This is a genomic window from Gottfriedia sp. OAE603 (genome assembly GCF_040543965.1).
In the GTDB taxonomy this organism is placed as follows: Bacteria; Bacillota; Bacilli; order Bacillales; family Bacillaceae_G; genus Gottfriedia; species Gottfriedia solisilvae.
Map to the genome: position 1 here is coordinate 2,651,696 of NZ_JBEUNN010000001.1, position 26,949 is coordinate 2,678,644.

Consider the following 26,949-nt stretch of genomic DNA (forward strand, 5'->3'; position numbering starts at 1 on the left):
TACGCCTCCAATAAAAGTATGTAGAAAAATGTCTATAAGGGTATATTACCATGTTTTTTGGCTGGGCGCTTTTCATTTTTCGTTTTTAATACTTCTAATGACTGAATCAACTTTTTACGAGTATCACGAGGATCAATCACATCATCTACTAAACCATATTTTGCTGCTACGTATGGATTAGAGAATTTTTCTTTGTATTGGTCCATCCATTCAGCTCGTAGTACTTCAGGTTTTTCACTCTGACTGATTTCCTTGCCATAAAGTATATTAACAGCTCCTGCAGCACCCATAACTGCAATTTCAGCATTTGGCCAAGCAAAAACTAAATCCGCTCCAATTGACTTACTATTTAAAGCTACGTATGCACCACCAAAAGCTTTTCTAGTTATAACTGTAATTTTTGGGACCGTCGCTTCAGAATATGCATATAACAGCTTCGCACCATGTCTTATTATACCTCCATGCTCTTGTTTTACACCGGGAAAAAATCCAGTAACATCAACAAATGTAATAAGAGGAATATTAAAACTATCACAAAAACGAATGAATCTCGCTCCTTTATCAGCTGAATGGATATCTAATCCACCAGCCATTACTTTCGGTTGATTACAAACTAATCCTACAACTTCTCCGTTTACCCTAGCAAATCCGATCACTAAATTTTTAGCAAATTCTTTTTGTACTTCTAAGAAAGAATCATCATCTACGATCATTGAAACAATATGTTTAACGTCGTAGGGGCGACTACTGTCATCTGGAATACAGTCTAATAAATCTTCTAAATCCTTGTTATTTTTTGAATAACTTGGTGTTTTTTCTTCCCAATGAGAAGGTAAATAATCTAATAAACTTCTAACTACACGAAGAGCTTCCTCTTCGGTTTTCGCTTGAAAATGTGCATTTCCACTTATTTCATTGTGAACTTTTGCGCCACCTAAATCTTCTGCAGAAATTTTTTCTCCAGTCACACTCTCTATTACTTTTGGTCCTGTTATAAACATTTGGCTACTTTCATTGACCATGATGACAAAATCAGTAATCGCCGGTGAATATACTGCTCCTCCAGCACATGGTCCCATAATAACGGAAATTTGTGGGACGACTCCAGAATAAATTGTATTGCGATAAAATACGTGGCCATAACCATCTAAGGATAAAACCCCTTCTTGTATCCGTGCACCTCCAGAATCATTTAATCCAATAATGGGTGCCTTACATTGAACTGCCATGTCCATCAATTGACTTATTTTTTTTGCATGCATTTCACCTAGTGCTCCACCAAACACTGTAAAATCCTGTGAAAATACAAAAACTGTTCTTCCTTTAATTTTCCCATATCCAGTTACGACACCATCACACGCACCACTTTGTTCGTCCATTCCAAAATCGGTACAACGATGTTGTACAAACCCATATAACTCAACAAAGCTATCCTCATCAAGTAATAGCTCGATCCGTTCTCTAGCCGTGTATTTTCCTCGTTCATGTTGTTTTTCAATCCGCTCATATCCTCCACCAAGCTCAACTTCAGACTTTTTTTCATACAATTCATAAATTGCATCATATTTACTCATCTCAAAGTTCTCCTTTTTCTACAATTTCAATTAACATGCCAAATTGTTTCGGATGAATAAAAAATATTTTCGAACCATGACTACCTTTTCGAGGTGTATCCTGGAGCAAATGAAATTGACGATTTTTTAAATCTGTAATGGCTTCGTCAATATTCTCAACTCTAAAAGCAATATGGTGCAGTCCTTCGCCTTTTTTTTCAATATATTTATAAACTGGGCTATTTGGAGAAAGTGGCTGAATTAATTCAATATTTACATTTGCCGTTTCAAAGAATGCTACTTCAACACCTTGTTCTTCAACAATTTCTCGATAAGTGCAATTTAGCTGTAATTCAGTTTCATATTTATAAATGCTATTATTTAGGTCTTTTACACAAATTGCCATATGATCAATATTTGTGAACATTGCTTGTCCTCTCCCTCAAAACAAATGCTTTTCTATCATTCATATGCTAAAATGGGACAAGACTTGTATAAATTTTAAAAATTTAAAGTGAAAGTTTATTTAATTAGTAAGGTGGTAATAAACATATGAGAAAAAGAACACAAAAAATCGTCGTTATAATCATGTTAATTTCAATGCTTGCGACTACTTTATTAGCAGGAATCTCTTCTTTTCTATAGACAAACAAAAAAGGTTGTGCAAAACTGGATTTTTCTAGTTTTACGCAACCATTTCTTTATTTAATTGCTCCTTTTTCTTTCGCGATTTGACCAAATGTTTTAGTGGTAGTTGTAATAAATACTTTAGTTCCATATGGGGTCTTGTCATAAAGCTCATTTACATCGTTTGTATGCATTCTTACACAACCATTTGAAATGTATTTACCAATAGAAGATGGATCATTATTACCATGTATTCCATAAATTGATCCGTCAGAATTTAATGCATCAAACCCGATCCATCTCGAGCCTAATGGATTCTTGGGATCGCCTCCTGGAATATTTTTTTTCTTCCAATAAGGAAACTTAGCTTTATACATAGCATTAAACATGCCTTCAGGTGTCAAGTCGGCTGTTTTACCTGTTGCAACTTTATATACTTTTTGAATTTTCCCGTCATCAATAAAAGCTAATTGATTTACTTTCTTATTAATAATGATAAATGGATCGCCTAGCTTTGGGTTTTGCCCAAGTGGCCAAACGGGACTAATGACAAGAAATAGTGAAATTACAACCTTAAGCAATTAGTACCCCTCCCTCTTAAACACTTTTAGCGTATTTTTCCTTAAACTTAGCTTTCATAACCAAGAAACTTTCCATTTCGTGAATGATCATCAATATAGCAGCCCTCGTTTCTAAATCATCAGGTGTATGAGGTAGTGGCATTGATCGAAACATTTTATAAATTTCTTCTAATTGATGAATACAAATTACACCAGTAACTCTAGGATTTAAGGAATAGCATAAATCTTTAAAGAATTTTGCTAAAATATCTGATTGGTCGTTACTTACTTGAATGACTGACAATGTGTGAATGATTCTTTTTAAAATGACTAACTGTCTTTCTCTCATTAAAAAATAATCATAGTCTTCATCGTTTGTCGTTCGTATATAATGGTTTTCTATTTCGAGTTTAGCCACTTTTTTTGCCTTTTCTAGCAAAGCACATGTTTCTTCATATTCTACTAAATGACTGCTTTTGGAAGGATCTTTTAAAAAAGTAGAAATTTTTTCGAATATAAAACAAAACTTCGAATCAATCTGTTCTTTATATATTTTTATTTCGTCCTCCAAACTTGGCATATATAAATTACATAACAGTGCAATTCCCATCCCAACTAAAATAATGCTTATTTCATTAACTATGATTGATAATGTCATTTTTTCTAAACCGTATAAATGAAGCATAATGACTGCACTGGAAATAACCCCTTCTTGAATTTTTAAATACACCAAAGTAGGGATAAAAAATAATAATAGTAATCCAATTGCAAAGGGATTATAACCTATTAAGTGGAATATGATGAAACAAAACATTATAATTAACAAGCATGCTAAGATTCGTCTTAATACTGTTTCTAAAGATCGTTTCTTAGTTGGTTGAATACAAAGTATTGTTAATATGCCCGCTGAAGCGTAGAAACTTAAACCAAGCGTTTGAGCAACAAAGATAGCCACTGAGCTACCTAATGCAGTTTTCACTACTCGAGAACCTATTCTATACATAAAATCACCTAGTTCTATGATTTTACTTTCTGCAGTTTTTAATTCTCTTTTATTATGAATTAACTATTTCTATCAATGACTCTATTTTATAAAACCATGCTTATCAGCTTTTTAGTTTGGTGAAAATAGAAATAATCTAAAAAAAGGTGTGAGCTTATGAGTTCAAAATATTGCCACGAATCTCGTGCTACATTAATTATTCGCGTATTTCCTACTGATCTAAATAATCACCGTACATTATTCGGGGGAAAAATTCTTGCTGATATGGATATGACAGCTTCTATTACTGCTTCTAGACATGCAAGAACAAAATGTGTAACAGCGTCAATCGATCACGTTGACTTTTTACATCCAGTAACTGAACAAGATTGTATATCTTATGAATCATTTATTGTTTTAACAGGCAGATCATCAATGGTTATCTTTGTAAAAGCCATTGCAGAGAATCTTCTAACAGGAGATCGCCGAGTTGCTGCTACTTCATTCTTAACATTTGTAGGGATGAAAGATGACAAAACTGTACCAGTTCCATCAATCATTTTAGAAACTGAAGAAGAAAGAGAATTAGCTGAGATTGCAAAAGCTAGAATTGAAAAATCGAAAAAACAACAAACTGATTAGTAAAAATATCGCAAGTATTATTTCTACAAAACCATTAAAATTAAGACAAAATGAAGAATAAATCATAAAATAAAAAAGCTGAAGGAACCACTCCTTCAGCTTTTTATATTCCGACCAATTTTTTTAACGACTGAATCATTCGTTAATCATTTAATGAGATGAAACACCTTCAACACCGTGACCAGTATTTGATTTAACAAGAATCTCATCGAACTTTGCTTCGCTTTCTTTTTTACTTGAAAGGATTGTACCTAAAAATGCCGCAATAAAGCCTAACGGAATAGAAATGATACCCGGATTCGTTAAACTAATTAAAGGATCACCAACAAAAATAGCTTTCCCTTCAATAGGACTCCAAATATTTGGGCTAATCGCTACTAAAATAATCGCAGAAATCAAGCCTGTTAACATTCCCACAATTGCTCCAGTAGTATTGAACCTTTTCCAATAAATTGTAAATAAAATAACTGGTAGATTTGCACTTGCAGCGACTGCAAATGCTAATGAAACTAAAAATGCAACGTTTAATGATTGTGCAAAAATCGCTAGGATGATTGACAATATTGCAACACCAATAGATGCATATCTTGCCATTGATACTTGTTCTTTTTCAGTTGCCTTGCCTTTTCTTAGTATTTCATTATAGAAATCATGGGCAAAAGCAGATGCCGCTGTTAAGACTAAGCCTGCTACTACTGCTAAAATTGTAGCGAATGCAACTGCTGAAACGAAGGCAAATAAGAAATTACCGCCCAATACTTCTGCTAATAATGGTGCTGCCATGTTTCCAGCTGGATTTGCTTTAATAATTTCCGCGTTCCCTACAAATGCTGCAGCTCCGAATCCAAGAAAAATTGTCATAATATAGAAAGCACCAATCAACCATGTAGCATATACAACAGATTTACGTGCTGTTTTTGCATCTCGTACGGTAAAGAATCTAACAAGAATATGAGGTAAACCCGCAGTACCAAGTACAAGAGCTAAATTTAACGAAAGTGTATCTAAGCCATTTGTATATTTCACACCAGGATTTAAAAAAGTTTCCTTAAGAGGAGTTGCTGTTTTCATTTGACTAAACATTTCTGTAATACTGTAGTTAAATTTTGCAAATACGATAATTGAAATCACTAAAGTTCCAAGCATTAGAAGAACAGCTTTTACAATTTGCACCCAACTTGTAGCTGTCATACCACCAAAAATTACATACACAGTCATAAGTACACCTACAATTAATACTGCAGTTGTATACTCAATTCCTAATAATAATTTAATCAGTGCGCCTGCTCCTACTAGCTGTGCAATCATATAGAAAATAGAAATTGTCATTGTATTTAAAGCTGCTACACCTCGTACTTTTCTTTGATCGAATCTTGCAGCAATCATATCCGCTAAAGTGTATTTACCAAGATTCCTTAATGGTTCTGCTACCAAATAGAGTACGACAAGATAAGCAACTAAAAAACCGATACTATAGAAGAATCCATCAAATCCCGTTAAAGCAATTGCACCAGCTATCCCTAAAAATGAAGCAGCAGACATATAGTCACCTGCAATTGCAAGTCCATTTTGCCAACCTGTCAAACCACCACCTGCAGTGTAGAAGTCCTTTGCATCCTTCGTTTTTTTAGAAGCGTAATATGTAATGACGAGTGTCCCTAATACAATGATTAAAAATAGCGTAAAGGCATACGTATTCAAAATTACTCTCCTCCCTTATTTAACTTCTTTACAATTCCTTCAGACATTTCATCGAATGATTTTGCCTTTTTATGATAGATCATACACAATCCCCATGTCATAATGAATTGCGCAAATGCAAAAATCCAAGCCCAGGTAATATCACCAATCGCTTTTGTATTTAGAACTTTAGAATAAGACGTCATTAACGGTAAAGCGATGTAAAAGCAAAAAAAGAAAATTGACATCGGTAAAATAAATTTTCTTTTTGCTTTTAATAGTTCTTTAAATTCTGGGGATTTCGCCACTTCGGAGTAAACGCTTTCAGTTTTTACATTATTTTTTTCAATTTCCATTCACATATCTCCCTTCAATTTTTTGTTTCTTGAATATGAGTAGAAAAACAAGTCCAAAAAAGAATAAGAAGAAAGTTAGAAAATCCTAACAAAGCGAAAGAATTAAATATTCAGAAACTTATATTTATTGTATTTCATTTGTTAGAGATTAATAAAATGTTTTCGTATGACAAAAAACATGAAATTTCTCTATTAGATAGCGAAATTGAAAGTAAATACTTCTTTGAGAGTGTATATTTTAACTATAAAAATTCTAGTTGTTATCATGACACTGATTACCAAAACGGATATATAAGCAACCAAAAATATAAAGGGAAAACCAATTTGGTTCCCCTTTCTTAAGCAATTTCTATTTTTAGTATTTTGATTATTTTCATTGGAATAGCTTCATTTATTCATTCCCAGCCAAATGATAGATTAGCTGCACAACGCCAGAAGAGAATGTGCGTGTGTTCACCATTTTTAAGTTCACTCTTTTGTTTATGTCAATAAACATCGGTTTTCCTTCTCCCAAAATAACAGGGTGAACAGATAATCTAAATTCATCTACAAGCCCTAAATTCATAAAAGTTGTGATGAGACTTGCACCACCATATAACCAAATGTCTTTACCAGGCTTACTCTTTAATTTCATTATTTCTTCAAGAATATTTTCATTGATATATTTTGCTTGATGATCCTCTTTTTCTGTTCTGGAAAACACATACTTTTCCTTACTATGAACCAATTTCCACATTTCTTTTTCTGTATTAGAGTCATTCGGGTGTGGCGTATATTGTCCCCATAATTCATAGCTTTTTCTACCATATAAAATCGTATCAATTTCATTCAAAAAATCAGTAAAACCCATTTCTGGGTCCATAATGCACCAATCCACTTCACCATTTTCCCCTTCAATAAAACCATCTAATGTAACTGCTAAATCTAAAATGATTCTTCTCTGTTTTACATTTTCAGTCATACTCTTTCCTCCTTTTTTCACTCGGATTTGTTTCTTCTATTCCGTTTTTAGTTATTCATTTTTAATAAATTCTTAGATAAATCGCATTCTATTAAAAGTCTATTATTCAAAATGTTATTATACAGTTATTTAAGTTTGAAAAATAATAAATTCATAAAAAAAAGGCAACCAATTAAAAAGTTAATTAGTTGCCTTTTCGTATGTTTTTTTAGTTTTATCTTAAACTTATAATATTTTTTCTAAAAACAGCTTAGCTCGATCTGTTTTTGGTTTTGTAAATAGTTCAATTGGTGTAGCATCTTCCACTAATTTCCCTTCATCTAAGAAAAGAATTCGGTCTGCTACTTCTTTAGCAAACCCCATCTCATGAGTTACGATTACCATAGTCATACCAGTATGAGCTAATGATTTCATTACTTCTAGAACTTCTTTAACCATTTCAGGGTCTAATGCTGATGTTGGTTCATCAAACAGCATTACTTTCGGTTCCATTGCAAGTGCTCTAGCAATCGCTACACGTTGTTTTTGTCCACCAGATAATTTCGGTGGATAAACCCCAGCTTTTTCACTTAAACCAACTTTTAAAAGTAATTCTTTCGCAATTTCCTCAGCCTTACTTTTACTGATTCCTTTAACATTAATTGGTGCATACGTAATATTTTCTAAGACAGTCATATGAGGGAAAAGGTGAAAATGTTGAAATACCATTCCTACCTCTTCTCTAATTTTCATAATATTATTTTTTGGATTTGTAATTTCCACTTTACCCATCAAGATTTGACCAGATGTAGGTGATTCTAATAAATTCATACATCTTAAAAATGTAGATTTACCCGAACCCGAAGGTCCAATTACAGCCACAACAGATCCTTCTTCGATTGTAGTGGTAATGCCTTTTAATACATTTACATTGCCAAAGCTTTTATATAAGTCATTAATTTTAATCATTTGTACGTAATCTCCTTTCAACTGCTTTACCTAGGAGTGTTAATAGCATAATTAAAACATAGTATACCCCTGCTACGAAGATTAATGGTTCCATGTAAGAATACGATTCTCCACCAACTAAATAAGCTCTACGCATTAAATCGGACGCACCAATTACGGTTACCATTGCTGATTCTTTCGTTAACGTTATAAATTCATTCATAAGTGCTGGTAAAATATTTTTAAATGCCTGAGGTAAAATGATTTTTGACATCATTTTGCGATACGGAATTCCAAGAGCAGAAGCTGCTTCTTGTTGACCTTTATCAACTGCTTGGATCCCAGCACGGATTACTTCCGAGACATATGCACCAGAATTTAACCCAAATGCTAAAACTGCCGCTGGAAATTGTTCTATTTCAAAACCAATTATTTGTGGAAGTCCAAAATATATAATCATTAATTGTAAAACCATTGGCGTACCACGGAAGATTGATGTATAAAAATCTGCAATTAATACTAACCATTTAGAACGACTAATTTTCATTAATGCGAGAAGAATTGCTAAAACTAAACCTAATAAAATTGAACATACAACAACTAGTATGGTTAATTTTAATCCAGCTAAAATATACGGGATCGAAGGAACGATTTGCGAGAAATCTAAGTTCATATATTAGTACTCCTTTATTTATTCGACTTTTATTACTGTTCGTTTTTGTAAATTTAGATAAAAAGCACTGGTTTAGAAACCAATGCCTTTTGTTTCAAATAATTCATAGCCAATTGATTGCTCATATTCAGTTAGTGCTTCATCTAGGATGTTTAGCCCATCATCAATTTGACTTTTTGTTACTGTTAAAGGTGGGATCATTCTAATCACTTCACTGTTATTTCCACAGAAATAGAATAAAACTCCTTTTTCTAAAGCGATATCAAGAATTTTAAATAAGCCATCCCCATTCGGTTCTTTTGTTGATGGATTGATGATTTCAATCCCGATCATTAAACCGATTGAACGAATATCTCCAATTACTGGGTGCTTTTTCTTTAACTCATGCAATTTTTCAACAGCATAAGCCCCAACCTCTTTTGTATTCTCTAATAAATTTTCTTCTTTAATAATTTCTAGTACAGCAAGTGCAGCCGAGCATGCAATTGGATTTCCACCAAAAGTTGTCCCGTGACTACCAAGTGGCCATTGTTTCATTAATTCATTAGATGCAACAGTCGCACTTAACGGGATCCCGTTTGCAATCCCTTTAGCAATTGCCATAATATCAGGTGTTACATCAAATGTATGAGCTGCAAACCAATTACCTGTACGACCAAATCCAGTCTGTACTTCATCGAATATTAATAAAATATCGTGTTGATCACAGATTTCACGGATCTTTTTCAACCATGCTTTAGGAGGAACCACATATCCGCCTTCTCCTAATACAGGCTCTACAATTACGGCTGCAACTTCTTCTGGTGTTACTTGATGATTAAATAGTCTTTTAAAATCTTTTTCTAATCGATCAACAACAAATATTTCTTCATCCATTCCTTCAGGACATTCTGAAACATTTGCATATGGAATTTGGTATGAACCAGAAGGATTTAGAAATTTACGATATTTACTTTTTGAAGTCGTAACGCTTAATGCACCCATTGAACGACCGTGAAAGCAACCAATAAATGAAACGATATACGGGCGCTTTGTCGCGTGTTTGGCTAATTTTATAGCTCCCTCAATTGCTTCCGTACCACTATTACCAAAGAAGAATGTATCTAAGTCTCCTGGTAGTATTTCTGCTAATTGATCAGCTAATTTTAAAATAGATTCATAGATTATAACGCCAGATGGTCCATGCGCTAGTGAATCTGCTCCATCTTTAATAGCCTGTACTACTTTTGGGTGACGGTGTCCAACATTTGTTGTTGCAATACCTGAAGTAAAATCTAAATATTGCTTCCCATCAACACCGTAGTAGTAACAACCTTCTTCTTTAACAACTGGTAAATTTGGGTGATCTTTCGCCATACTAGGCGCTAAGCGTAAAGGCATTTTTTCAAGTAAGTGACTCCAATCTTTCTCCATCAAATCATTCCTCCTGATCTAAACGAATCCTTTTTATGACGTTTATTTAAGATCCCCAAACCATTTTTTAATTAATTTATCTACTGTTCCATCTTCTTTTAATTCAACTAAGGCTTTATCAAATTTAGCTGTTAACTTAGAATCCTTTGGAAATGCAACTGCTGAACCAGATTGCTCAAAGAAATCTTCAATTAGTAAGCCTTCCATCGTATCAAGTTTATCTAAATAACCTTTTGCAACTGTTTGTTCTATAATAACTGCATCAAAACGACCAGCTTTTAATTCTTCTACCATTTCTGGAATTCTGTTTCGATTTTCCACTTTAAATCCAGCTGTTTTTGAAACTTCAATAGCTTTAGTCTCTTGGATTGATGCAGCTTGTACACCAACTGTTTTTCCTTTTAAATCTGCTAGAGTCTTAATATTAGAATCTTTATTCACGACAACTTGGTTTTGGTCAATAAAATATGAATCTGTAAAATCTGCTTTTTTCGCACGTTTTGGTGTTTCTTTCATTCCAGCCATAATAAAGTCAACTTTATCTGCATTCATTGCAGTAATAAGTGAGCCAAAATCAAGGTCTTTCACTTTAATTTTATAACCAGTTTTTTTACCTAACTCTTTTGCTAAATCGATATCAAAACCAATAATATCGTCATTCTTTGTATCGATAAACTCATATGGCTTGTAGTCAGCACTTGTTCCTAAAATTAATGTTTTGTCATCAGATTTACTATTACACGCTGATAACATTCCGATTGATAACACTGTTGCAGATAAGACTCCGATTAATTTTTTCATTACTGTTTCCCCCTTAATTTTTGAAAAATTCTAACTACTAGTCTTTATTATCATGATTAAATTTAGATTAAACAACTAGTTTTTTTCAATGAATAATTATTTTATAAAATGAATTTTAACACATACTAATAATTATGCAAACACAATTTTATATATTTCGACAAAATATCTTAGTAAACACTTATATACCAACGAAATTATATAAAAATATTTTCTTTGCAAATCCACTAGTTTTATATATTTATACAAAACTAGTGAATAACCGCTATATAACTCACTTAGTTTTATTCGATAACTTTTTTTCGACAAATACTGCAAAACCCCAGTGAGAATCAATATTATTCAAGAAAAACCCTATAAATAAAGCGTTTTCATTAATATACACAAAAAAAGCGCCATTTTTTAAATGGCACCCACTTCAAAATGTGTATAATATTCAACTCATAAATTATTTCATCATACTAATTTGTTCTTTAACAACGACATCTACTACTCTAGATTCTTCATAATAAAAAGCATGATGATACTTTTTATCGTCATTTAATAGTATAGGAAGAAAATATGGTATACACTCTCCAACACCTTCATTTTGCTTGTCTGTTACCCAATCGATCCTCTTCCAGTCTAATATACCTTCATCTGTTTTGATTGGAGTATTGTAATACAGCTCTTCAGCAACATCAGCTTTAAAAATATACATCCCACCAAAAACATGATCTTTTTCCTGCCATGTGACTAATCCTTTATGTGTAATTTGATCTAATTCTATGAATAATCCAGTTTCTTCTAATATCTCCCTTTGTACCGATTCTTCTATTGTTTCATTTATTTCAATTTTCCCTCCAACCCCATTCCAGATTCCCATTGTTGGTGCTTTGAATCTATTTAGCATTAATAATTCCGATTTACGCTGTATAAAACATAATGTATATTTCAAAATTGACACGAGCCTTTCAATGATTAGTTTGGTTCTTTTCCACTTATTATGGCATAATTTGCTATTAATTTGTCAGCTAAATTAACTTTACTAATTATTTAGAATATTTTAAAATTTATTATATAAATGAAATTGGAGGGGTATAAGTGGACCAATCAAATGTAATTGATTTAAATCAATATCGAAAATTACGCAAACACAGAATAGGCTCCTTTGCATTTCGAGCAGAACATGATGAATCAGTTCATATTGATGCACTTATGCTTCTAATCGTTACATGTTCAATTGGAATCATATCTTTTTTTCTTATATTTTATATTATCTTCAATTTTTTCAATTAAAAAATCTAAAATACATAAAAAAGTACAAAATGCTGAGCATTTTGTACTTTTCTTTTTTTAGATTTGTTCGCAGTATTGATCAAAATAGTTTTGAAGTTTTTGAATAACTTGCATTGGATCATGTCCTTCAATTTCATGACGTTCAACCATTGCAACTAGTTCACCGTCTTTTAACAAAGCAAATGAAGGTGATGATGGCGCTTTACCTGTGAAATATTCACGAGCTTTTGCTGTTGCTTCTTTATCTTGCCCTGCAAATACCGTAACAAGTTGATCAGGTCTTGCGTCATAATGAACAGCATGAGAAGCCGCAGGACGTGCAATTCCTCCAGCACAACCACATACTGAGTTAACCATGACTAAAGTTGTTCCCTTCTTAGCAAGAGCTTCATCTACTTCTTCTGGTGTTTTTAATTCTATATACCCAGCTGCTGAAATTTCTTGACGCGCTGTATGAACAACATCATTCATAAAAAAATTAAAATTCATATTCATATTTATCTACCCCTTATATACTTTTCTTCATCTTACCAATTGATCGTCTATTTATTCAAGCTTTTGAACTCGAATATTTATTCGTTAAAGGAACGAATGATCTTTACAACAGCATCTTGCATATCAATTCCTTTATTCATAAATTCTTCTTCACATTCGATTAGCTTTGTTTTAACATTTTCATTATTGAAAAATGATTGAATGACTCGATCTTTTACTGAACGATGAAACCATTTTCTATTTTGTTGACCTCTTAGATCAGAATGATAACTATTTATATTCATCAATTCTAAAAACAAATTGGTCTTTTGTAAAAATTCGCTCATGCCTAGACCGGATTCCGTCGAAGTGGCCATAACTACCTGTTTCCAGTTAGGTGTTGGTGAAGAGACAAGTTTCATCGTCTGTTTCATTAATGAGGCTGTATACTTCGAAAGTTCAATTAACTCCCCATCACATTTATTAATAATAACGAAGTCGACAAGTTCTAGTATACCTCTTTTAATGCCTTGTAAATCATCGCCACCTCTAGCCAATGTTAATAAGACCATACAATCAACGTGCTCTCTAATACTTCCTTCACTTTGACCGATGCCGACTGTTTCAATTAATGTATAATCAAACCCAGCAGCTTCACATAATAGTATTGTTTCATACGTATTAGCATGTACTCCACCAATAGTCCCGTTCGATGCAGAAGGTCTTATAAATGCTAATGGATGATGTAATAATTCCGTCATTCGAGTCGAGTCTCCAAGTATGCTCCCTCCTGTAATCGGACTACTAGGATCAATTGCTAAAACTGCAACTTTTTTACCAGACTCACATAAATCTTTACCGAAATATTCTATAAATGAACTCTTACCAGCTCCAGGAATTCCAGTAAAACCGATTCGAAAACTCTTTCCGGTATAAGGTAAAATTTTACCAATCAATTCATTTACAAACATTTTATCTTCAGACTTTTGACTTTCAACTAAAGTAATCGTTCTTGCAAGAGTTGACAAATCGCCAGAAAGAATCCGATTAATCGTTTCTTGAATAGTTAACCGCCTTCCATTCATTTGATTAATCCTCTTTAGATAAACAGAGTAGAATCTTTTCTGCAGCTTCGGTTAACACTGTTCCTGGCCCAAAAATTGCACTTGCGCCATTATTTAATAAGAAATCATAATCCTTTTCTGGAACAACTCCACCTACAAAAATCGTCATATCGTCTCTTCCTAATTTTTTTAATTCATCTCTTAATAGTGGCAATAATTCTTTATGCCCTCCTGCAAGAGAGCTCATCGCAACACAATGAACGTCAAATAAAACGGCTGCTTTTGCCACCTCTGCAGGTGTTTGGAAAAGTGGACCAACATCCACATCAAATCCAAAATCGGCATATGCAGAAGCTACTACTTTAATCCCACGATCGTGACCATCCTGACCAATCTTCGCCATAAATATCCTTGGTCGACGCCCATCTTTTTCTGTAAAGTCTGCTACTAAATTTTGAATACGTTTTACTTCATCTTCGTTTTTATGCACAGACGAGTACACCCCTGTCACAGTTTCTACCTTCGCAATATGTCTTGGCGCATATTTTTCAACCGAAGTAGATATTTCACCTAGAGTCGCACGTACCTTTGCACATTGAATAGCGATTTCAAGTAAATTTCCTTCTCCCGTTTTTACACAGTTCTCTAATGCTTCTAACCAGTATTGAACCTCTTTTGTATTTCTGCTTTCTTTCAGTTGTTTTAATTGATCTAGTTGCTGCTCTCTAACTTCATTGGCATTAACCGACAGTACATCTTCAATTTCTTCCTCATCTATACTAAATCGGTTCACACCGATAATGACATCTTCTCCACTATCTATTTTCGCTTGTTTTGCAATCGCAGCTTCTTCTATTCTCATTTTCGGTATCCCTTTTTCGATCGCTTGTACCATACCGCCCAATTCATCTATTTCTTTCATATATACCCATGCTTTTTGAACTAATTCATAGGTTAACTCTTCTATTTTATTTGAACCACCAAATGGGTCGATAACATTAGTCAGACCACATTCATGTTGTAATATTAATTGTGTATTTCTTGCGATTGAAGCTGAATTCGGTGTAGGAAGAGCAATTGCTTCATCAAAGGCATTTGTATGTAATGATTGTGTTTGTCCGAACACCGCAGCGAGTGCTTCAATTGTTGTTCTTGCGATATTGTTCATCGGATCTTGTTTTGTTAAACTCCATCCAGAAGTTTGGCAATGTGCTCTAAGCATGTAACTCTTTTTATTTTTCGGATTAAATTGGAGCATCATTTGTGCCCAAAGAAGTCGCCCCGCTCTTAATTTAGCAATTTCTGTTACAAAATCCATTCCAATTCCCCAAAAAAATGATAATCGTGGAGCAAACTCATCAACTGTTAAGCCTGCTTCTAAGCCGGTTTTTACATACTCTATACCGTTTAAGATTGTATAAGCTAACTCTATTTCAGTTGACGCTCCTGCTTCTTGCATATGATAACCAGAAATGCTAATTGGGTTAAATTTCGGCATGTTTTTTGAGCAATACGAAAATATATCGCCGATTATTCGCATTGACATTTTTGGAGCATATATATATGTGTTTCTTACCATATATTCTTTGAGTATGTCATTTTGAATCGTACCGGTGAGTTTAGCTGTATCTACCCCTTGCTCATTTGCAGCAACAATATAAAAAGCTAAAATTGGAAGAACTGCTCCGTTCATTGTCATTGATACAGAAATATCTTGTAATGGAATTCCGTCAAACAGTATTTTCATGTCTTCTACTGAGTCAATAGCCACTCCTGCTTTACCAACATCTCCAACAACTCGATCGTGATCTGAATCATATCCTCTATGAGTTGGTAAATCGAAAGCAACTGACAAACCTTTTTGACCTTTTGCTAAATTTTGTTTATAAAAAGCATTACTTTCTTTTGCCGTTGAAAATCCTGCATATTGTCTAATTGTCCAAGGTTGTGTAACATACATTAATGGATAAGGTCCTCTTACAAATGGAATTTGACCAGGATAGGATTTTGGAATTTTCATTTCTAGATTATTATTAGGTGTCGCTATGGAAAAAGGTTTCTTATTAAAGGTCTTTCTCATTTTTGCACCTCGATCTTCATTAATTCATTAATTAAATTTGGTAAATGGGTTATTTCAGACATAGAATACTGATCCTCATCACTAACTTCTTCAACTACTCTTACTAATTTCTTCTTTGGATTCATTAATTGAAAAAAATTCACTTTCTTTTCATCACCAGCGATAAATAATACATCAGCATCAATTTTATTTTTTAATCCGATGGAATGTAACGTAAAAAGAATATTTTTCATAAGGTCTTCTTCCTGTTCACTTGCTCCCTCAAGAATCAAACAATCCCAGTTTGCATTTGCTAGTTGATGGCATTTTTCAATCCAATTACTAAAATGATAGATTTCTAGATCATGATTCAATTCGTCTGGATCTTTTCTATTATATTTATTCGGTTCATGTCTTCGGTACGAATTTAAACCTACAAGTTTCACATCACCTAGCATCATTTTTTCAATCGATTTCTCCCTTTCGACCGCAATCTCTTTATGTAGTTCTCCAGTTTCTATATATTCTTTATAGCCACCATTGCTTTCGACTTGTAAAAAGAGATCCCAGGCACCCACACATAGTTCATGTGTTAATTCCTCCAAATAATAGCAACCCTTTACAATATTACCGAATTCTTTTAATTTACTTTCATAGTTCAATAAGTGAAAAATATTTTCTGACCATCTCTTAGCATCCTCTGTATTTTCATATGGAATCAATTCTATGAAATTAGCCTCGCCAATCATCCCAGCAATCACTTCTACTGTTTTTCTAATTAAATTTAATTGAGGTTCTTCTTTCGTAATCGTTCTTGTCGAAGTCACAGCTTTAATCGGTATGTCAATTGCTATATCCTCTTCATTAATAAACTCTCTTAATATAGTTGGGAGTAACAAACGGAAAACTTGTAATTTTGAAATAGAGCCGAAAAAATCTGTATCAATATAAACCTCTAATTGTAACTCATTGATAAATTGTTCTAATTCATCCTTTTCTTTCGAGTGTAAAATATCTGATAATAGCGCTAATGTATAACCAATTTCTTGAATCAAGCTTGCACCATTTTGATGAAATTCCTTCGTAGATACTAAATGTTTCTTATCATTTTTTTCTTCTATTAATTGAACTTTTTTCGTGTCATTTATGAAAGATAATATATTATTTTGATTCTCATAATATAGTGGTTTAATCGTAATTTGAGTATATAGTTCCTTAACATAACATTCTAAGTCCATTGGAATTGAATTGATCCAGTCAGAAGCAGTAGCTTGAAATAAATTTGAATTTAATAGGAGTTTGTCCACTTTAGTCCCTCCAGTACAGTGTTTATTACCATATGTATGAAGGTACACACCAAAGCAGACTAGAAAGGATAAAATTGAAATAAAAAAAACCGCTATTAATAGCGGTTTTAGACTAGTCGCAAACGCTCGTCTTCTTCGTTGTAACGTCTACTTACGATATTCAAGAATTAACTGTTAATTTCGCACCACTTTGCATTTCGACTTTTTTTCTTTTTTGAAAAAGTCTATTCACAAATAACATCATTGGAAAGCTAAAAAATGCGATAATACTAATTATAATAAATGCATATCCACCTTTTTCATATCCAAAATAGGATAATAAACTTCCCCCTAATGCTGGACCAAATACGAAACCAAACTTCGAAAAGCCCATTGCTCCAAAGTAAGTTCCTTTTAATTCTTCTGGCGCAAGTTGATCTACAAATACATCAGTAAAGGTAAAAGCAAATATTTCTCCGATTGTAAAAACAATCATGACAATTGCTAAAAGGTAAAAATTCGTAAATATGCCAAATCCAGCGACTGATAGACTGACGATGATATTCCCAATCATCATTGATACAGTTGGTGGGAAATTTTTCATTCGACTTACAATTGGAAACTGTAATAAAACGACTGTTACAGCATTAATTGTTGTTAAGTAAGCATAAAGCTTAATACCTTCATGAAATTGTGGCGCATTTGCAAAGTATTGAGACATTGTAGAGAAACTTTGTGAATAGCCAAGTCCGTAAATACAAATAGTCAGTATAGTCAATGCAAAAACAACATCTTTACGTAAAATCGATAAAGATTCTTTCATAGAAACCTTTTGTCCACTTGAAGAAGTTTGATTTTCACCAATCTTGTATTTCGATAGCATATAAAACAAAGTGATTCCATAGAAGAAATAAACAATACCTGATAATACAAATGGTAATGTGCTATGCGAACTACCAAGATATAATCCAACTAAAGGTCCTATTGCTACACCAACATTAATAGCAGCATATCTTAAATTAAATACTAGAAGCTTTGATTTTTCATCTGTTAAATCTGAAAGTAAGGCCCTTGAAGATGGTTCAAAGAATGAAGAGCATATATTTAGAATTGAATTGAGGATAAAAAACCAACCAAAACTATCTCCTAACCCAAATCCTATCAAGGTCAGAGACCAAAGAAAAATACTGGTAAGTAGAATCTTCTTTCGTCCTATTCTATCTGAAAGAGATCCTCCTATGAAGCTAAAAAACACGCCTAAAAATGCAGATACCGTTAACATAATTCCAACCATCGCTGGAGAAATATGCTTTTCTGAAGTTAAGTATATCGCCAAGAATGGCATACTAACTGTACTAGCAAAACGTACAAATAATGTTCCTATCACGATATTCCAAGCAACTGGATGTACCGCTGATAAATTTTTAAACATCTTATTCCCCCCTATTCCTAAGATGTCACATATTTTAAAATTATCTTACAAATGTTAAGTTTTATCAAGTTTTTTAGACTAATTAGTCATTTTTAAATTTGACTCCTTTTAAGGACATTCCATCAACCCAGCACGCTATTTACTCTCTATTGAGATGAATAAAAGAACTTAAGAATCGAAAAGCCAATAAAAAATAGCAACCAATTAAATGTTAATTAGTTGCCATTATGTATGTTATTCTGTTTATCACACTTTGCTAAATAAGTTAATGTCGTTTATGAATTATTTTTTTCACTTAACTTCATTTGTCTATACATATTGTCTTTAAAGATCCCCATAAAACGATTTGAACTATTATCGATCACTTCAAATCCATATTTATTGTATAAAGTATGCGCATCTTTTGTCCCTAACATAAATACTCTCACTGTTGTTAGCTTCTCATACTTCATTATTTCTTCCATTAACCACTTTGATAAACCTAAGTTTCTATAATCTGATAATACAAATACATCCGCTAAATAGGCAAATGTTACGCCATCAGATATAACTCGAGCAAACCCAACTTGGCGTGAATTGGTACTACTCGGCTCACCAGCATAGATACCAAAGCAAAAAGACCCCTCTATGAATCTTTCAACAAATTCATATGGAATATCATTTGCCCAATATGAATCATGATCTAAAAATTGGTGAATAACACCTTTGTCTAAATATTCTTTATTAGTAGATATATAAAAGCCATTTTTTTCAGCAAGCATTTGTATCACTCCTCTTAAACCTTTTATTCAGAATAATATAATTATACAAATTATTCTATTATTTAGAATCAAATAAAGAATAATCATTGCATACAAAAAAACCTTACTTCTAATTAGAAGTAAGGTCTATTCTTAATATACGCTTGTATTTTCTTTTGTTGTATTTTCTAGGATTTCTTTAACTCTTCCTAAGAATTTACCACAGATAAATCCATCAAGCACTCTGTGGTCAAGTGATAAACATAAATTAACCATATCACGTACACCAATCATGCCATTTACAACAGCAGGACGTTTTACGATGCTTTCAATTTGAAGAATCGCTGCTTGTGGATAGTTAATAATACCAGCACTTTGTACACTTCCAAATGAACCTGTATTATTGACAGTAAATGTACCACCTTGCATTTCTTCAGATTTCAACTTACCTGTACGTACTTTTTGTGCAAGCTCAGTAATTTCACGAGCAATGCCTTTAATTGTCTTTTCATCAGCATTTTTAATTACTGGAACAAATAATGCATCATCAGTAGCTACTGCGATCGATAAGTTAATATCTTTCTTTTGAATGATTTTGTCTCCAGCCCACATTGAGTTAATTTGTGGATATTCTTTTAATGCTTGCGCAACTGCTTTTACGAAGAATGCAAAGAATGTTAATGGGAAGCCTTCTTTTTGTTTAAATGAATCCTTCAAGCTATTACGGTAATTAACTAAGTTTGTCACATCAACTTCAATCATCATCCAAGCATGTGGTGCCTCATGCTTACTACGAAGCATATTAGCAGCAATTGCCTTACGTACGCCTGTAACAGGAATTTCGATATCTCCTACTGCAGAAGTAACTGGAACTGAAGGAGCAGCTGGTGTTTTTGCAACTTCTACTGAAGGAGCAGTCGCTTGTTGTGTAGCTGGCTGTGAAACAACTTCAACTGAAACAGCTGGTGCAGCAGGCGCAGTTGGAACTCCGTTTGCAATTGCATTTAAAACGTCTTTACGTGTTACACGCCCATTTGTACCTGTACCTGGTATGAATGATAAATCTAAATCGTTTTCTTGTGCTAAACGAAGGACAGCTGGAGAGAATCGAACTTTTCCAGACTCATCTGTTTTAGCAATTTCTCTAACTTGTGCTTTTTCAGGAGTTTGTGCAACTGGTGCAGGAGCTTCAGCTGTTTTTACTTCTTCTACTGTTGTAGCAGCAACTTCACTTGTTGCCCCTTCAACTTCGATTGTACAAATGATTTCACCAACAGCTAACGTTTCACCTTCACCTGCGATTAACTCTTTGATTACGCCTGTAAATGAAGATGGTACTTCCGCATTTACTTTATCTGTCATTACTTCAGCTAATGGATCGTATTTATTTACACGATCTCCTACTTTTACTAACCAAGTACTAATCGTACCTTCCGTAACACTTTCACCTAATTGAGGCATTTTAATATTTTCGATCATAGGTCATGTCCCCCTTTTCAAAGCAGTGTGATTAAAATGCTGCAAGCTCTCTTGCTGCTTTTTCAACTTTATCTGGATTTACCATAAAGAATTTTTCCATAGTAGGTGAATATGGCATAGCTGGAACATCTGGACCAGCAAGTCGTGCGATTGGTGCGTCTAAGTCAAATAAGCAATGTTCAGCAATAATCGCTGCAACTTCACTCATGATGCTTCCTTCTTTATTATCTTCAGTCACTAATAAAACTTTACCTGTTTTAGATGCAGCTTCGATAATTGATTCTTTATCTAATGGGTAAATTGTTCTTAAATCTAAAACGTGAACTGAAATGCCATCTTGTGCAAGTTTTTCAGCTGCTTGAAGTGCAAAATGTACACATAAACCGTAAGTAATGATTGTGATATCATCACCTTCACGTTTAACATCAGCTTTACCGATTGGTAAAACGTAATCTGTTTCAGGAACTTCACCTTTAATTAAGCGATATGCACGTTTATGTTCAAAAAAGATAACTGGATCATTATCGCGGATTGCAGCTTTCAATAAACCTTTTACATCATAAGGAGTTGAAGGCATAACGATTTTTAAACCTGGTTGACCCGCAAATACTTTTTCAACTGATTGGGAATGATATAATGCACCGTGAACTCCACCACCATATGGTGCACGGATTGTGATTGGACAAGTCCAATCATTATTTGAACGATAACGAATTCTTGATGCTTCTGATATAATTTGGTTGACTGCAGGCATAATGAAGTCAGCAAACTGCATTTCTGCAACTGGACGTAAGCCGTACATTGCCGCCCCAATACCAACACCCGCGATTGCAGATTCTGCAAGTGGTGTATCTAATACACGATCCTCACCAAATTGATCATATAGACCATGAGTCGCTTTGAATACTCCACCTTTTAATCCAACGTCTTCCCCTAATACAAATACCTTTGGATCGCGTTCCATTTCCTCTTTTAACGCTAATGTTACTGCATCTATATAAGAAATTACTGCCATATTGTCCTACCCCCTATTATTGTTCTTCGTAAACATACTTCAATGCGTGCTCTGCTGCAGCATATGGAGCGTTTTCTGCATAGTCTGTCGCTTCATCAACAATAGCTCTAATTTTTGAATCCATCTCATTTTCGATTTCTTCTGTCAGTACGCCAACTTCACGAAGATAAATAGCAAATGTATATAAACAATCCTTACTTTTTGCCTCTTCTACTTCTTCACGAGAACGGTAAATACGATCATCGTCATCACTTGAGTGAGCAGTTAAACGGTAAGAAACTGCCTCAATTAATGTAGGTCCTTCACCACGACGAGCGCGATCTGCTGCTTCTTTTGTAACGCGGTATACTTCTAAAGGATCGTTTCCATCAACAGTAAATCCAGGCATACCGTAACCAATTGCACGGTCAGAAACCTTTTCACAAGCTAATTGTTTCTCGATTGGTACTGAAATTGCATATTTATTATTTTCACACATGAAAATGACTGGTAACTTATGTACACCAGCAAAGTTAGCTCCTTCATGGAAGTCACCTTGGTTAGAAGAACCTTCACCAAATGAAACCCAAGATACGATATCTTTACCTTCCATTTTTGCAGCTAATGAAACACCAACAGCATGTGGAACTTGAGTAGTAACTGGTGATGAACCTGTCACGATACGATTTTTCTTTTGTCCAAAATGTCCAGGCATTTGACGTCCACCTGAGTTTGGATCTTCTGCTTTTGCGAATCCTGATAACATTAATTCTTTTGCAGTCATACCAAATTGTAAAACTACACCCATATCACGGTAATATGGAAGTACATAGTCCTTTGTATTATCTAACGCATAAGCCGCTCCAACTTGAGCTGCCTCTTGACCTTGACAAGAAATAACAAACGGAATTTTACCAGCACGATTTAATAACCACATACGCTCATCAATACGACGCGCTAATAGCATTGTTTCATACATGTTTAGCACATCATCATTTGATAAACCTAGTTGATCATGACGATTTGAAGCTGTAACCTTTTCCATAAACATCCCCCTAGCTTTGTTAGCTCCACGAATGGAAGCGATTGTAAAAATGTATCAATTAATCCTATTCATCGTTTAAAAATGTGAAATGCAGAAGTTTTATTCTACATTTCACATTTGAAAGTTATATTATGAGTGTATTGCCAAGCCTTCAACTGCAAGTGCAGCTTCACCAATCGCTTCTGATAAAGAAGGATGAGGGTGAATTGTATGAGAAATTTCCCAAGGTGTTGCATCTAATACTCTTGCTAAACCTGCTTCTGAAATCATGTCTGTCACATGAGGTCCAATCATATGAACGCCCAATAGATCATTCGTATTTTCATCAACAACTAATTTAACAAATCCATCATGTTCACCGTAAACAAGCGCTTTACCGATTGCACGGAAAGAGAACTTACCAGTTTTAACTGCAAACCCTTGTTCCTTTGCTTCACGTTCAGTTAATCCGACTGAAGCTACTTCTGGATTACTATACACACACTTACTAACCATTGTTGGATCTAATTTGTGTGGATTTTTGCCGACAATATGCTCAACTGCAATCGTTCCTTCTCTTGAAGCAACATGTGCAAGTTGTAATCCACCGATTACATCTCCAATAGCATAAATATGCGATTCTTTTGTTTGATAGAAATCATTTGTTTGAATAAAACCGTTTTCGATTACTATGTCAGTATTCTCAATTCCGATTCCTTCAACATTTGCTTGACGACCAACTGAAACTAACATTTTTTCAGCAGTAAATGACTTTTCATTATCCTTGTGTAATGCAGAAATCGTAACACCATTATCAATTACTAATGTTTCAGCTAATACTTTAGCATCAGTCACAAGTTTAATACCTTTTTTCTTTAATAATCTCGTCATTTCTTTTGAAATCTCGTCGTCTTCTAATGGTAAAACACGCGGGCTATATTCAATAACCGTAACCTCAACGCCAAAATCAGCTAACATCGATGCCCACTCTATACCAATAACTCCGCCACCAACAATGATAATTGACTTTGGTAATGATTCCATTTTTAATGCTTCATCAGATGACATGACAAATTCACCATCAATTGTTAAACCTGGTAATGATCTTGGTCTTGATCCAGTTGCAATTAACACATTTTTAGGAATCAACATTTCATTTTCACTACCATCATTCATTTCTACAGAAATTGTTCCTGGCATTGGTGAAAAGATTGAAGGTCCTAAAATACGGCCTAAACCATTGTATACATCAATTTTCCCTTGCTTCATTAAATGTTCTACACCTTTATGAAGTTGGTCAACTATATTATCTTTACGTTGTTGTACTTTACTAAAGTTTAAAGTCACTCCTGAAGTTTCTACTCCAAACTCTTCACTCTTTTTAGCAGTTGAATATACTTCTGCGCTACGTAATAATGCTTTACTTGGTATACAACCAGCGTGTAAGCAAGTTCCGCCTAATTTGTTTTTTTCAACAACTGCTACTTTTAAACCTAATTGAGAGGCGCGAATCGCTGCTACATAACCACCAGTACCGCCACCGAGTACGACTAAATCATATTCTGTTGCCATGATATTCTCCTCTTTATACTAAAGATTTTACTGCGAATTCCCCAGGATAAATTTTAGCTTCTTCCTCATCACGAAGAACACGTAATGCGCCTTCACAAAGTGCTTGAAGCTCGTTTTCACCTGGTAATACAATAACTCGTGCCATCCATTTAACACGTTTTGTGATTTCATTTACAATAAAATCACTATAAGCAATCCCACCAGTTAAGATGATTGCATCAATATCGCCTTCTAATACAGCTGCGGCACTGCCAATTTCTTTTGCAACTTGGTAAGCCATTGCTTCATAAACTAATGCAGCTTTCTCATCACCCTGATCAATCATGTTTTCTACTTTGATTGCATCTGCAGTTCCAAGATAACTTACAAGTCCACCTTGACCAACGATCATTTTTTGTACTTCATTAATATAGTAATCGCCAGAGTAACAAATTTTTATTAAATCTCCTACTGGAACTGTTCCAGTTCTTTCTGGACTGAAAGGACCTTCACCATCTAACCCGTTATTTACATCGATTACTCGACCTTTTTTATGAGCTCCGACAGTTATACCGCCACCCATGTGGGCTACAATCACATTTAATTCGTTATATGGTTGATTTAATTGTTTTGCTACTTTTCGTGCGACAGATTTTTGATTTAAAGCATGGAAAATACTTCTACGATCCACCATTGCAAGCCCACTGACTCTTGCGACTGGTTGTAATTCATCAACTACAACTGGATCTACGATAAACGCAGGAATATTTAAGCCTTGTGCAATTTCATTTGCGATAATGCCCCCTAAATTAGAAGCATGCTGGCCACTATAGCCTTTTCTTAAATCTTCAAGCATCACATCGTTTACAGAGTAAGTACCACCTTCGATTGGTCGTAATAATCCACCTCGACCACATACAGCACTTAATTTAGAAATGTTAATTCCTTCTTTGTGCAAAACTTCCAAAATAACATGTTTTCTAAATTCGTATTGATCAATGATTGATGAGTATTGATTTAGCTCTTCATCATCGTGACGGATTGTTTGTTCAAAAATTGGTTTTTCATCATCGAATACACCAACTTTTGTCGATGTGCTGCCTGGGTTAATTACTAATATGCGATGCATTGCCAACACTCTACCTCCTAATATTTAAAGCAATATCGTAACTAATATTTTTTCTTACCTTACCTTTATAGCTAGAAAGAAAGAGCAAAATATACTCTTTCTTTCTAGCTTAAAAATAAAGGACTAAATTATTTATTGTAAATTTTAACTTATCTTCTGCTTAAGATGTGGTGTCCATTTTGTAAAAATTGGCTACGAGATTTTGCCATACGAGCAATGCGCTCTTCAGCTAAACGATCAGCAGCTAAATAAGTTGGGATACCATCACGTTTTGAGATTTCAATAACTTTTGCAATGTTATCATAAACACCTTCAACTTTTTTCATTGCGCGTTCGCGGTTGTAACCATATAATTCGTCAGCAACGTTAATTACGCCACCTGCGTTAATTACGTAATCTGGAGCATAAACAATACCTAATTCATGGATAAGATCACCATGACGAGTTTCTTTTAATTGGTTATTTGCAGCACCTGCAATAACTTTCGCTTTCAGTTGTGGAATAGTTTTATCATTAATTGTTGCACCTAATGCACATGGCGCATAAATATCACATTGAACATTGTAGATATCGTCTGGATCTACAGCAGTAGCACCAAACTCCTCAACAGCTCGTTGAACTGATTCTTTGTTAATATCAGTAACGATTAATTGAGCACCTTCTTCATGTAAGTATCTACATAAATTGAAAGCAACATTACCTACACCTTGTACTGCAATTACTTTTCCTTCTAGGCTGTCAGTTCCAAAAGCTTCTTTTGCTGCAGCCTTCATACCACGGTATACACCAAATGCAGTAACAGGTGAAGGATTACCAGAAGAACCAAATGAAGGTGAAATACCTGTTACAAAATTAGTTTCTTCGTGAATTAAGTCCATGTCAGCAACAGTTGTACCAACATCTTCTGCAGTAATATAACGACCATTTAATCCTTGAATATATCGACCAAATGCTCTAAACATTTCTTCATTTTTATCTTTACGTGGATCTCCGATAATTACAGTTTTACCACCACCAAGGTTTAAACCAGCAGCAGCATTTTTATATGTCATACCTTTAGCTAAACGTAGAGCGTCTTCAATAGCTGCTTCTTCTGATTCATAAGTCCACATTCTTGTTCCACCTAATGCTGGACCTAAAGTTGTATCATGTATAGCGATAATCGCTTTTAATCCTGATTCTTTATCTTGGCAAAAAACAACTTGTTCATAATCGTAAGTTTCTAAGTATTTGAAGATTTCCATGTACTAACAGCTCCCTTAAT

At 34.1% G+C, this 26,949-nt stretch carries 26 protein-coding genes and 1 pseudogene; 3 read left to right on the top strand and 24 right to left on the bottom strand.

Features of this window, described 5'->3' with window-relative positions:
* Positions 1–32: 32 nt before the first annotated feature.
* Together ABID96_RS13580 and mce are read right to left on the bottom strand one after the other, a co-directional pair.
* Entirely contained in the window at positions 33–1,574 is a 1,542-nt protein-coding gene (locus ABID96_RS13580) for an acyl-CoA carboxylase subunit beta (protein WP_192602504.1), read from the bottom strand.
* 1 nt (position 1,575) lies between these two features.
* Entirely contained in the window at positions 1,576–1,980 is a 405-nt protein-coding gene (gene mce / locus ABID96_RS13585) for a methylmalonyl-CoA epimerase (RefSeq protein ID WP_192602505.1), read from the bottom strand.
* 125 nt (positions 1,981–2,105) lie between these two features.
* Between mce and prli42 the strand changes: the two genes are divergently transcribed.
* The gene (gene prli42, locus ABID96_RS13590; protein WP_087999023.1) at positions 2,106–2,198 is read left to right on the top strand and encodes a stressosome-associated protein Prli42; all 93 of its coding nucleotides are present in this window, start codon (positions 2,106–2,108) and stop codon (positions 2,196–2,198) included.
* 56 nt (positions 2,199–2,254) lie between these two features.
* Here prli42 and ABID96_RS13595 read toward each other — a convergent pair whose 3' ends face one another.
* Positions 2,255–2,761: a L,D-transpeptidase gene (locus ABID96_RS13595; protein ID WP_192602506.1), complete on the bottom strand. Its 507-nt coding sequence runs from the start codon at positions 2,759–2,761 to the stop codon at positions 2,255–2,257.
* Between the two features lie 16 nt (positions 2,762–2,777).
* A complete protein-coding gene (locus ABID96_RS13600; protein ID WP_192602507.1) occupies positions 2,778–3,743 on the bottom strand; it encodes an aromatic acid exporter family protein in 966 nt (321 codons plus the stop codon).
* A 156-nt stretch (positions 3,744–3,899) separates the two neighbouring features.
* On the opposite strand from ABID96_RS13600, the pseudogene ABID96_RS13605 reads away from it, so the two are divergent.
* Positions 3,900–4,425: pseudogene (locus ABID96_RS13605) on the top strand (acyl-CoA thioesterase).
* Between the two features lie 89 nt (positions 4,426–4,514).
* On the opposite strand, the gene ABID96_RS13610 reads toward ABID96_RS13605, so the two are convergent.
* From ABID96_RS13610 to ABID96_RS13645, 8 genes are all read right to left on the bottom strand, one after another.
* Positions 4,515–6,065 carry a solute symporter family protein gene (locus tag ABID96_RS13610; RefSeq protein WP_192602508.1) on the bottom strand — a complete coding sequence of 517 codons (1,551 nt, stop codon included), beginning with the start codon at positions 6,063–6,065 and terminating at the stop codon, positions 4,515–4,517.
* 2 nt (positions 6,066–6,067) lie between these two features.
* Complete coding sequence (locus ABID96_RS13615) at positions 6,068–6,400, bottom strand: DUF485 domain-containing protein (RefSeq protein WP_192602509.1); 333 nt, start codon at positions 6,398–6,400, stop codon at positions 6,068–6,070.
* 391 nt (positions 6,401–6,791) lie between these two features.
* Positions 6,792–7,361, bottom strand: coding sequence for a dihydrofolate reductase family protein (locus ABID96_RS13620; RefSeq protein ID WP_192602510.1), 570 nt, complete (start codon positions 7,359–7,361; stop codon positions 6,792–6,794).
* A 225-nt stretch (positions 7,362–7,586) separates the two neighbouring features.
* Entirely contained in the window at positions 7,587–8,309 is a 723-nt protein-coding gene (locus tag ABID96_RS13625; protein ID WP_192602511.1) for an amino acid ABC transporter ATP-binding protein, read from the bottom strand.
* A complete protein-coding gene (locus ABID96_RS13630) occupies positions 8,302–8,961 on the bottom strand; it encodes an amino acid ABC transporter permease (protein ID WP_087999015.1) in 660 nt (219 codons plus the stop codon). The genes ABID96_RS13625 and ABID96_RS13630 overlap by 8 nt, the downstream gene beginning before the upstream one ends.
* A gap of 72 nt (positions 8,962–9,033) precedes the next feature.
* Positions 9,034–10,374 carry an aspartate aminotransferase family protein gene (locus ABID96_RS13635; RefSeq protein ID WP_192602512.1) on the bottom strand — a complete coding sequence of 447 codons (1,341 nt, stop codon included), beginning with the start codon at positions 10,372–10,374 and terminating at the stop codon, positions 9,034–9,036.
* Positions 10,375–10,416: 42 nt separating this feature from the next.
* Positions 10,417–11,175: a transporter substrate-binding domain-containing protein gene (locus tag ABID96_RS13640; RefSeq protein ID WP_192602513.1), complete on the bottom strand. Its 759-nt coding sequence runs from the start codon at positions 11,173–11,175 to the stop codon at positions 10,417–10,419.
* A gap of 448 nt (positions 11,176–11,623) precedes the next feature.
* The gene (locus tag ABID96_RS13645) at positions 11,624–12,121 is read right to left on the bottom strand and encodes an NUDIX hydrolase (protein ID WP_377896904.1); all 498 of its coding nucleotides are present in this window, start codon (positions 12,119–12,121) and stop codon (positions 11,624–11,626) included.
* 137 nt (positions 12,122–12,258) lie between these two features.
* Between ABID96_RS13645 and ABID96_RS13650 the strand changes: the two genes are divergently transcribed.
* Entirely contained in the window at positions 12,259–12,453 is a 195-nt protein-coding gene (locus ABID96_RS13650) for a hypothetical protein (protein WP_087999011.1), read from the top strand.
* Between the two features lie 57 nt (positions 12,454–12,510).
* On the opposite strand, the gene ABID96_RS13655 is transcribed toward ABID96_RS13650, so the two are convergent.
* From ABID96_RS13655 to bcd, 12 genes are all read right to left on the bottom strand, one after another.
* On the bottom strand, positions 12,511–12,948 hold the full coding sequence (locus ABID96_RS13655; RefSeq protein ID WP_192602515.1) for a BrxA/BrxB family bacilliredoxin: 438 nt from the start codon (positions 12,946–12,948) through the stop codon (positions 12,511–12,513).
* A 77-nt stretch (positions 12,949–13,025) separates the two neighbouring features.
* A complete protein-coding gene (gene meaB / locus ABID96_RS13660; protein ID WP_192602516.1) occupies positions 13,026–14,012 on the bottom strand; it encodes a methylmalonyl Co-A mutase-associated GTPase MeaB in 987 nt (328 codons plus the stop codon).
* Positions 14,013–14,016: 4 nt separating this feature from the next.
* Positions 14,017–16,071 carry a methylmalonyl-CoA mutase gene (gene scpA, locus ABID96_RS13665; protein WP_192602517.1) on the bottom strand — a complete coding sequence of 685 codons (2,055 nt, stop codon included), beginning with the start codon at positions 16,069–16,071 and terminating at the stop codon, positions 14,017–14,019.
* The gene (locus ABID96_RS13670) at positions 16,068–17,357 is read right to left on the bottom strand and encodes a methylmalonyl-CoA mutase family protein (protein WP_192602518.1); all 1,290 of its coding nucleotides are present in this window, start codon (positions 17,355–17,357) and stop codon (positions 16,068–16,070) included. Before ABID96_RS13670 ends, scpA begins: the two co-directional genes overlap by 4 nt.
* Before the next feature lie 160 nt (positions 17,358–17,517).
* Complete coding sequence (locus ABID96_RS13675; RefSeq protein WP_192602519.1) at positions 17,518–18,768, bottom strand: MDR family MFS transporter; 1,251 nt, start codon at positions 18,766–18,768, stop codon at positions 17,518–17,520.
* A gap of 275 nt (positions 18,769–19,043) precedes the next feature.
* Positions 19,044–19,529 carry a GNAT family N-acetyltransferase gene (locus ABID96_RS13680; RefSeq protein WP_192602520.1) on the bottom strand — a complete coding sequence of 162 codons (486 nt, stop codon included), beginning with the start codon at positions 19,527–19,529 and terminating at the stop codon, positions 19,044–19,046.
* Between the two features lie 132 nt (positions 19,530–19,661).
* The gene (locus ABID96_RS13685; RefSeq protein ID WP_192602521.1) at positions 19,662–20,987 is read right to left on the bottom strand and encodes a dihydrolipoamide acetyltransferase family protein; all 1,326 of its coding nucleotides are present in this window, start codon (positions 20,985–20,987) and stop codon (positions 19,662–19,664) included.
* A 31-nt stretch (positions 20,988–21,018) separates the two neighbouring features.
* Positions 21,019–22,002, bottom strand: a complete 984-nt coding sequence (locus tag ABID96_RS13690; RefSeq protein ID WP_087999003.1) for an alpha-ketoacid dehydrogenase subunit beta — start codon at positions 22,000–22,002, stop codon at positions 21,019–21,021.
* A 16-nt stretch (positions 22,003–22,018) separates the two neighbouring features.
* Positions 22,019–23,026 (bottom strand): thiamine pyrophosphate-dependent dehydrogenase E1 component subunit alpha, encoded by a 1,008-nt coding sequence (locus ABID96_RS13695; RefSeq protein ID WP_192602522.1) that lies wholly within the window; start codon positions 23,024–23,026, stop codon positions 22,019–22,021.
* A gap of 129 nt (positions 23,027–23,155) precedes the next feature.
* The gene (lpdA, locus tag ABID96_RS13700; protein WP_192602523.1) at positions 23,156–24,577 is read right to left on the bottom strand and encodes a dihydrolipoyl dehydrogenase; all 1,422 of its coding nucleotides are present in this window, start codon (positions 24,575–24,577) and stop codon (positions 23,156–23,158) included.
* Between the two features lie 13 nt (positions 24,578–24,590).
* Positions 24,591–25,691 (bottom strand): butyrate kinase, encoded by a 1,101-nt coding sequence (gene buk, locus ABID96_RS13705; protein WP_174567276.1) that lies wholly within the window; start codon positions 25,689–25,691, stop codon positions 24,591–24,593.
* A 143-nt stretch (positions 25,692–25,834) separates the two neighbouring features.
* Complete coding sequence (gene bcd / locus ABID96_RS13710) at positions 25,835–26,929, bottom strand: branched-chain amino acid dehydrogenase (RefSeq protein WP_087999000.1); 1,095 nt, start codon at positions 26,927–26,929, stop codon at positions 25,835–25,837.
* Positions 26,930–26,949 lie beyond the last annotated feature (20 nt).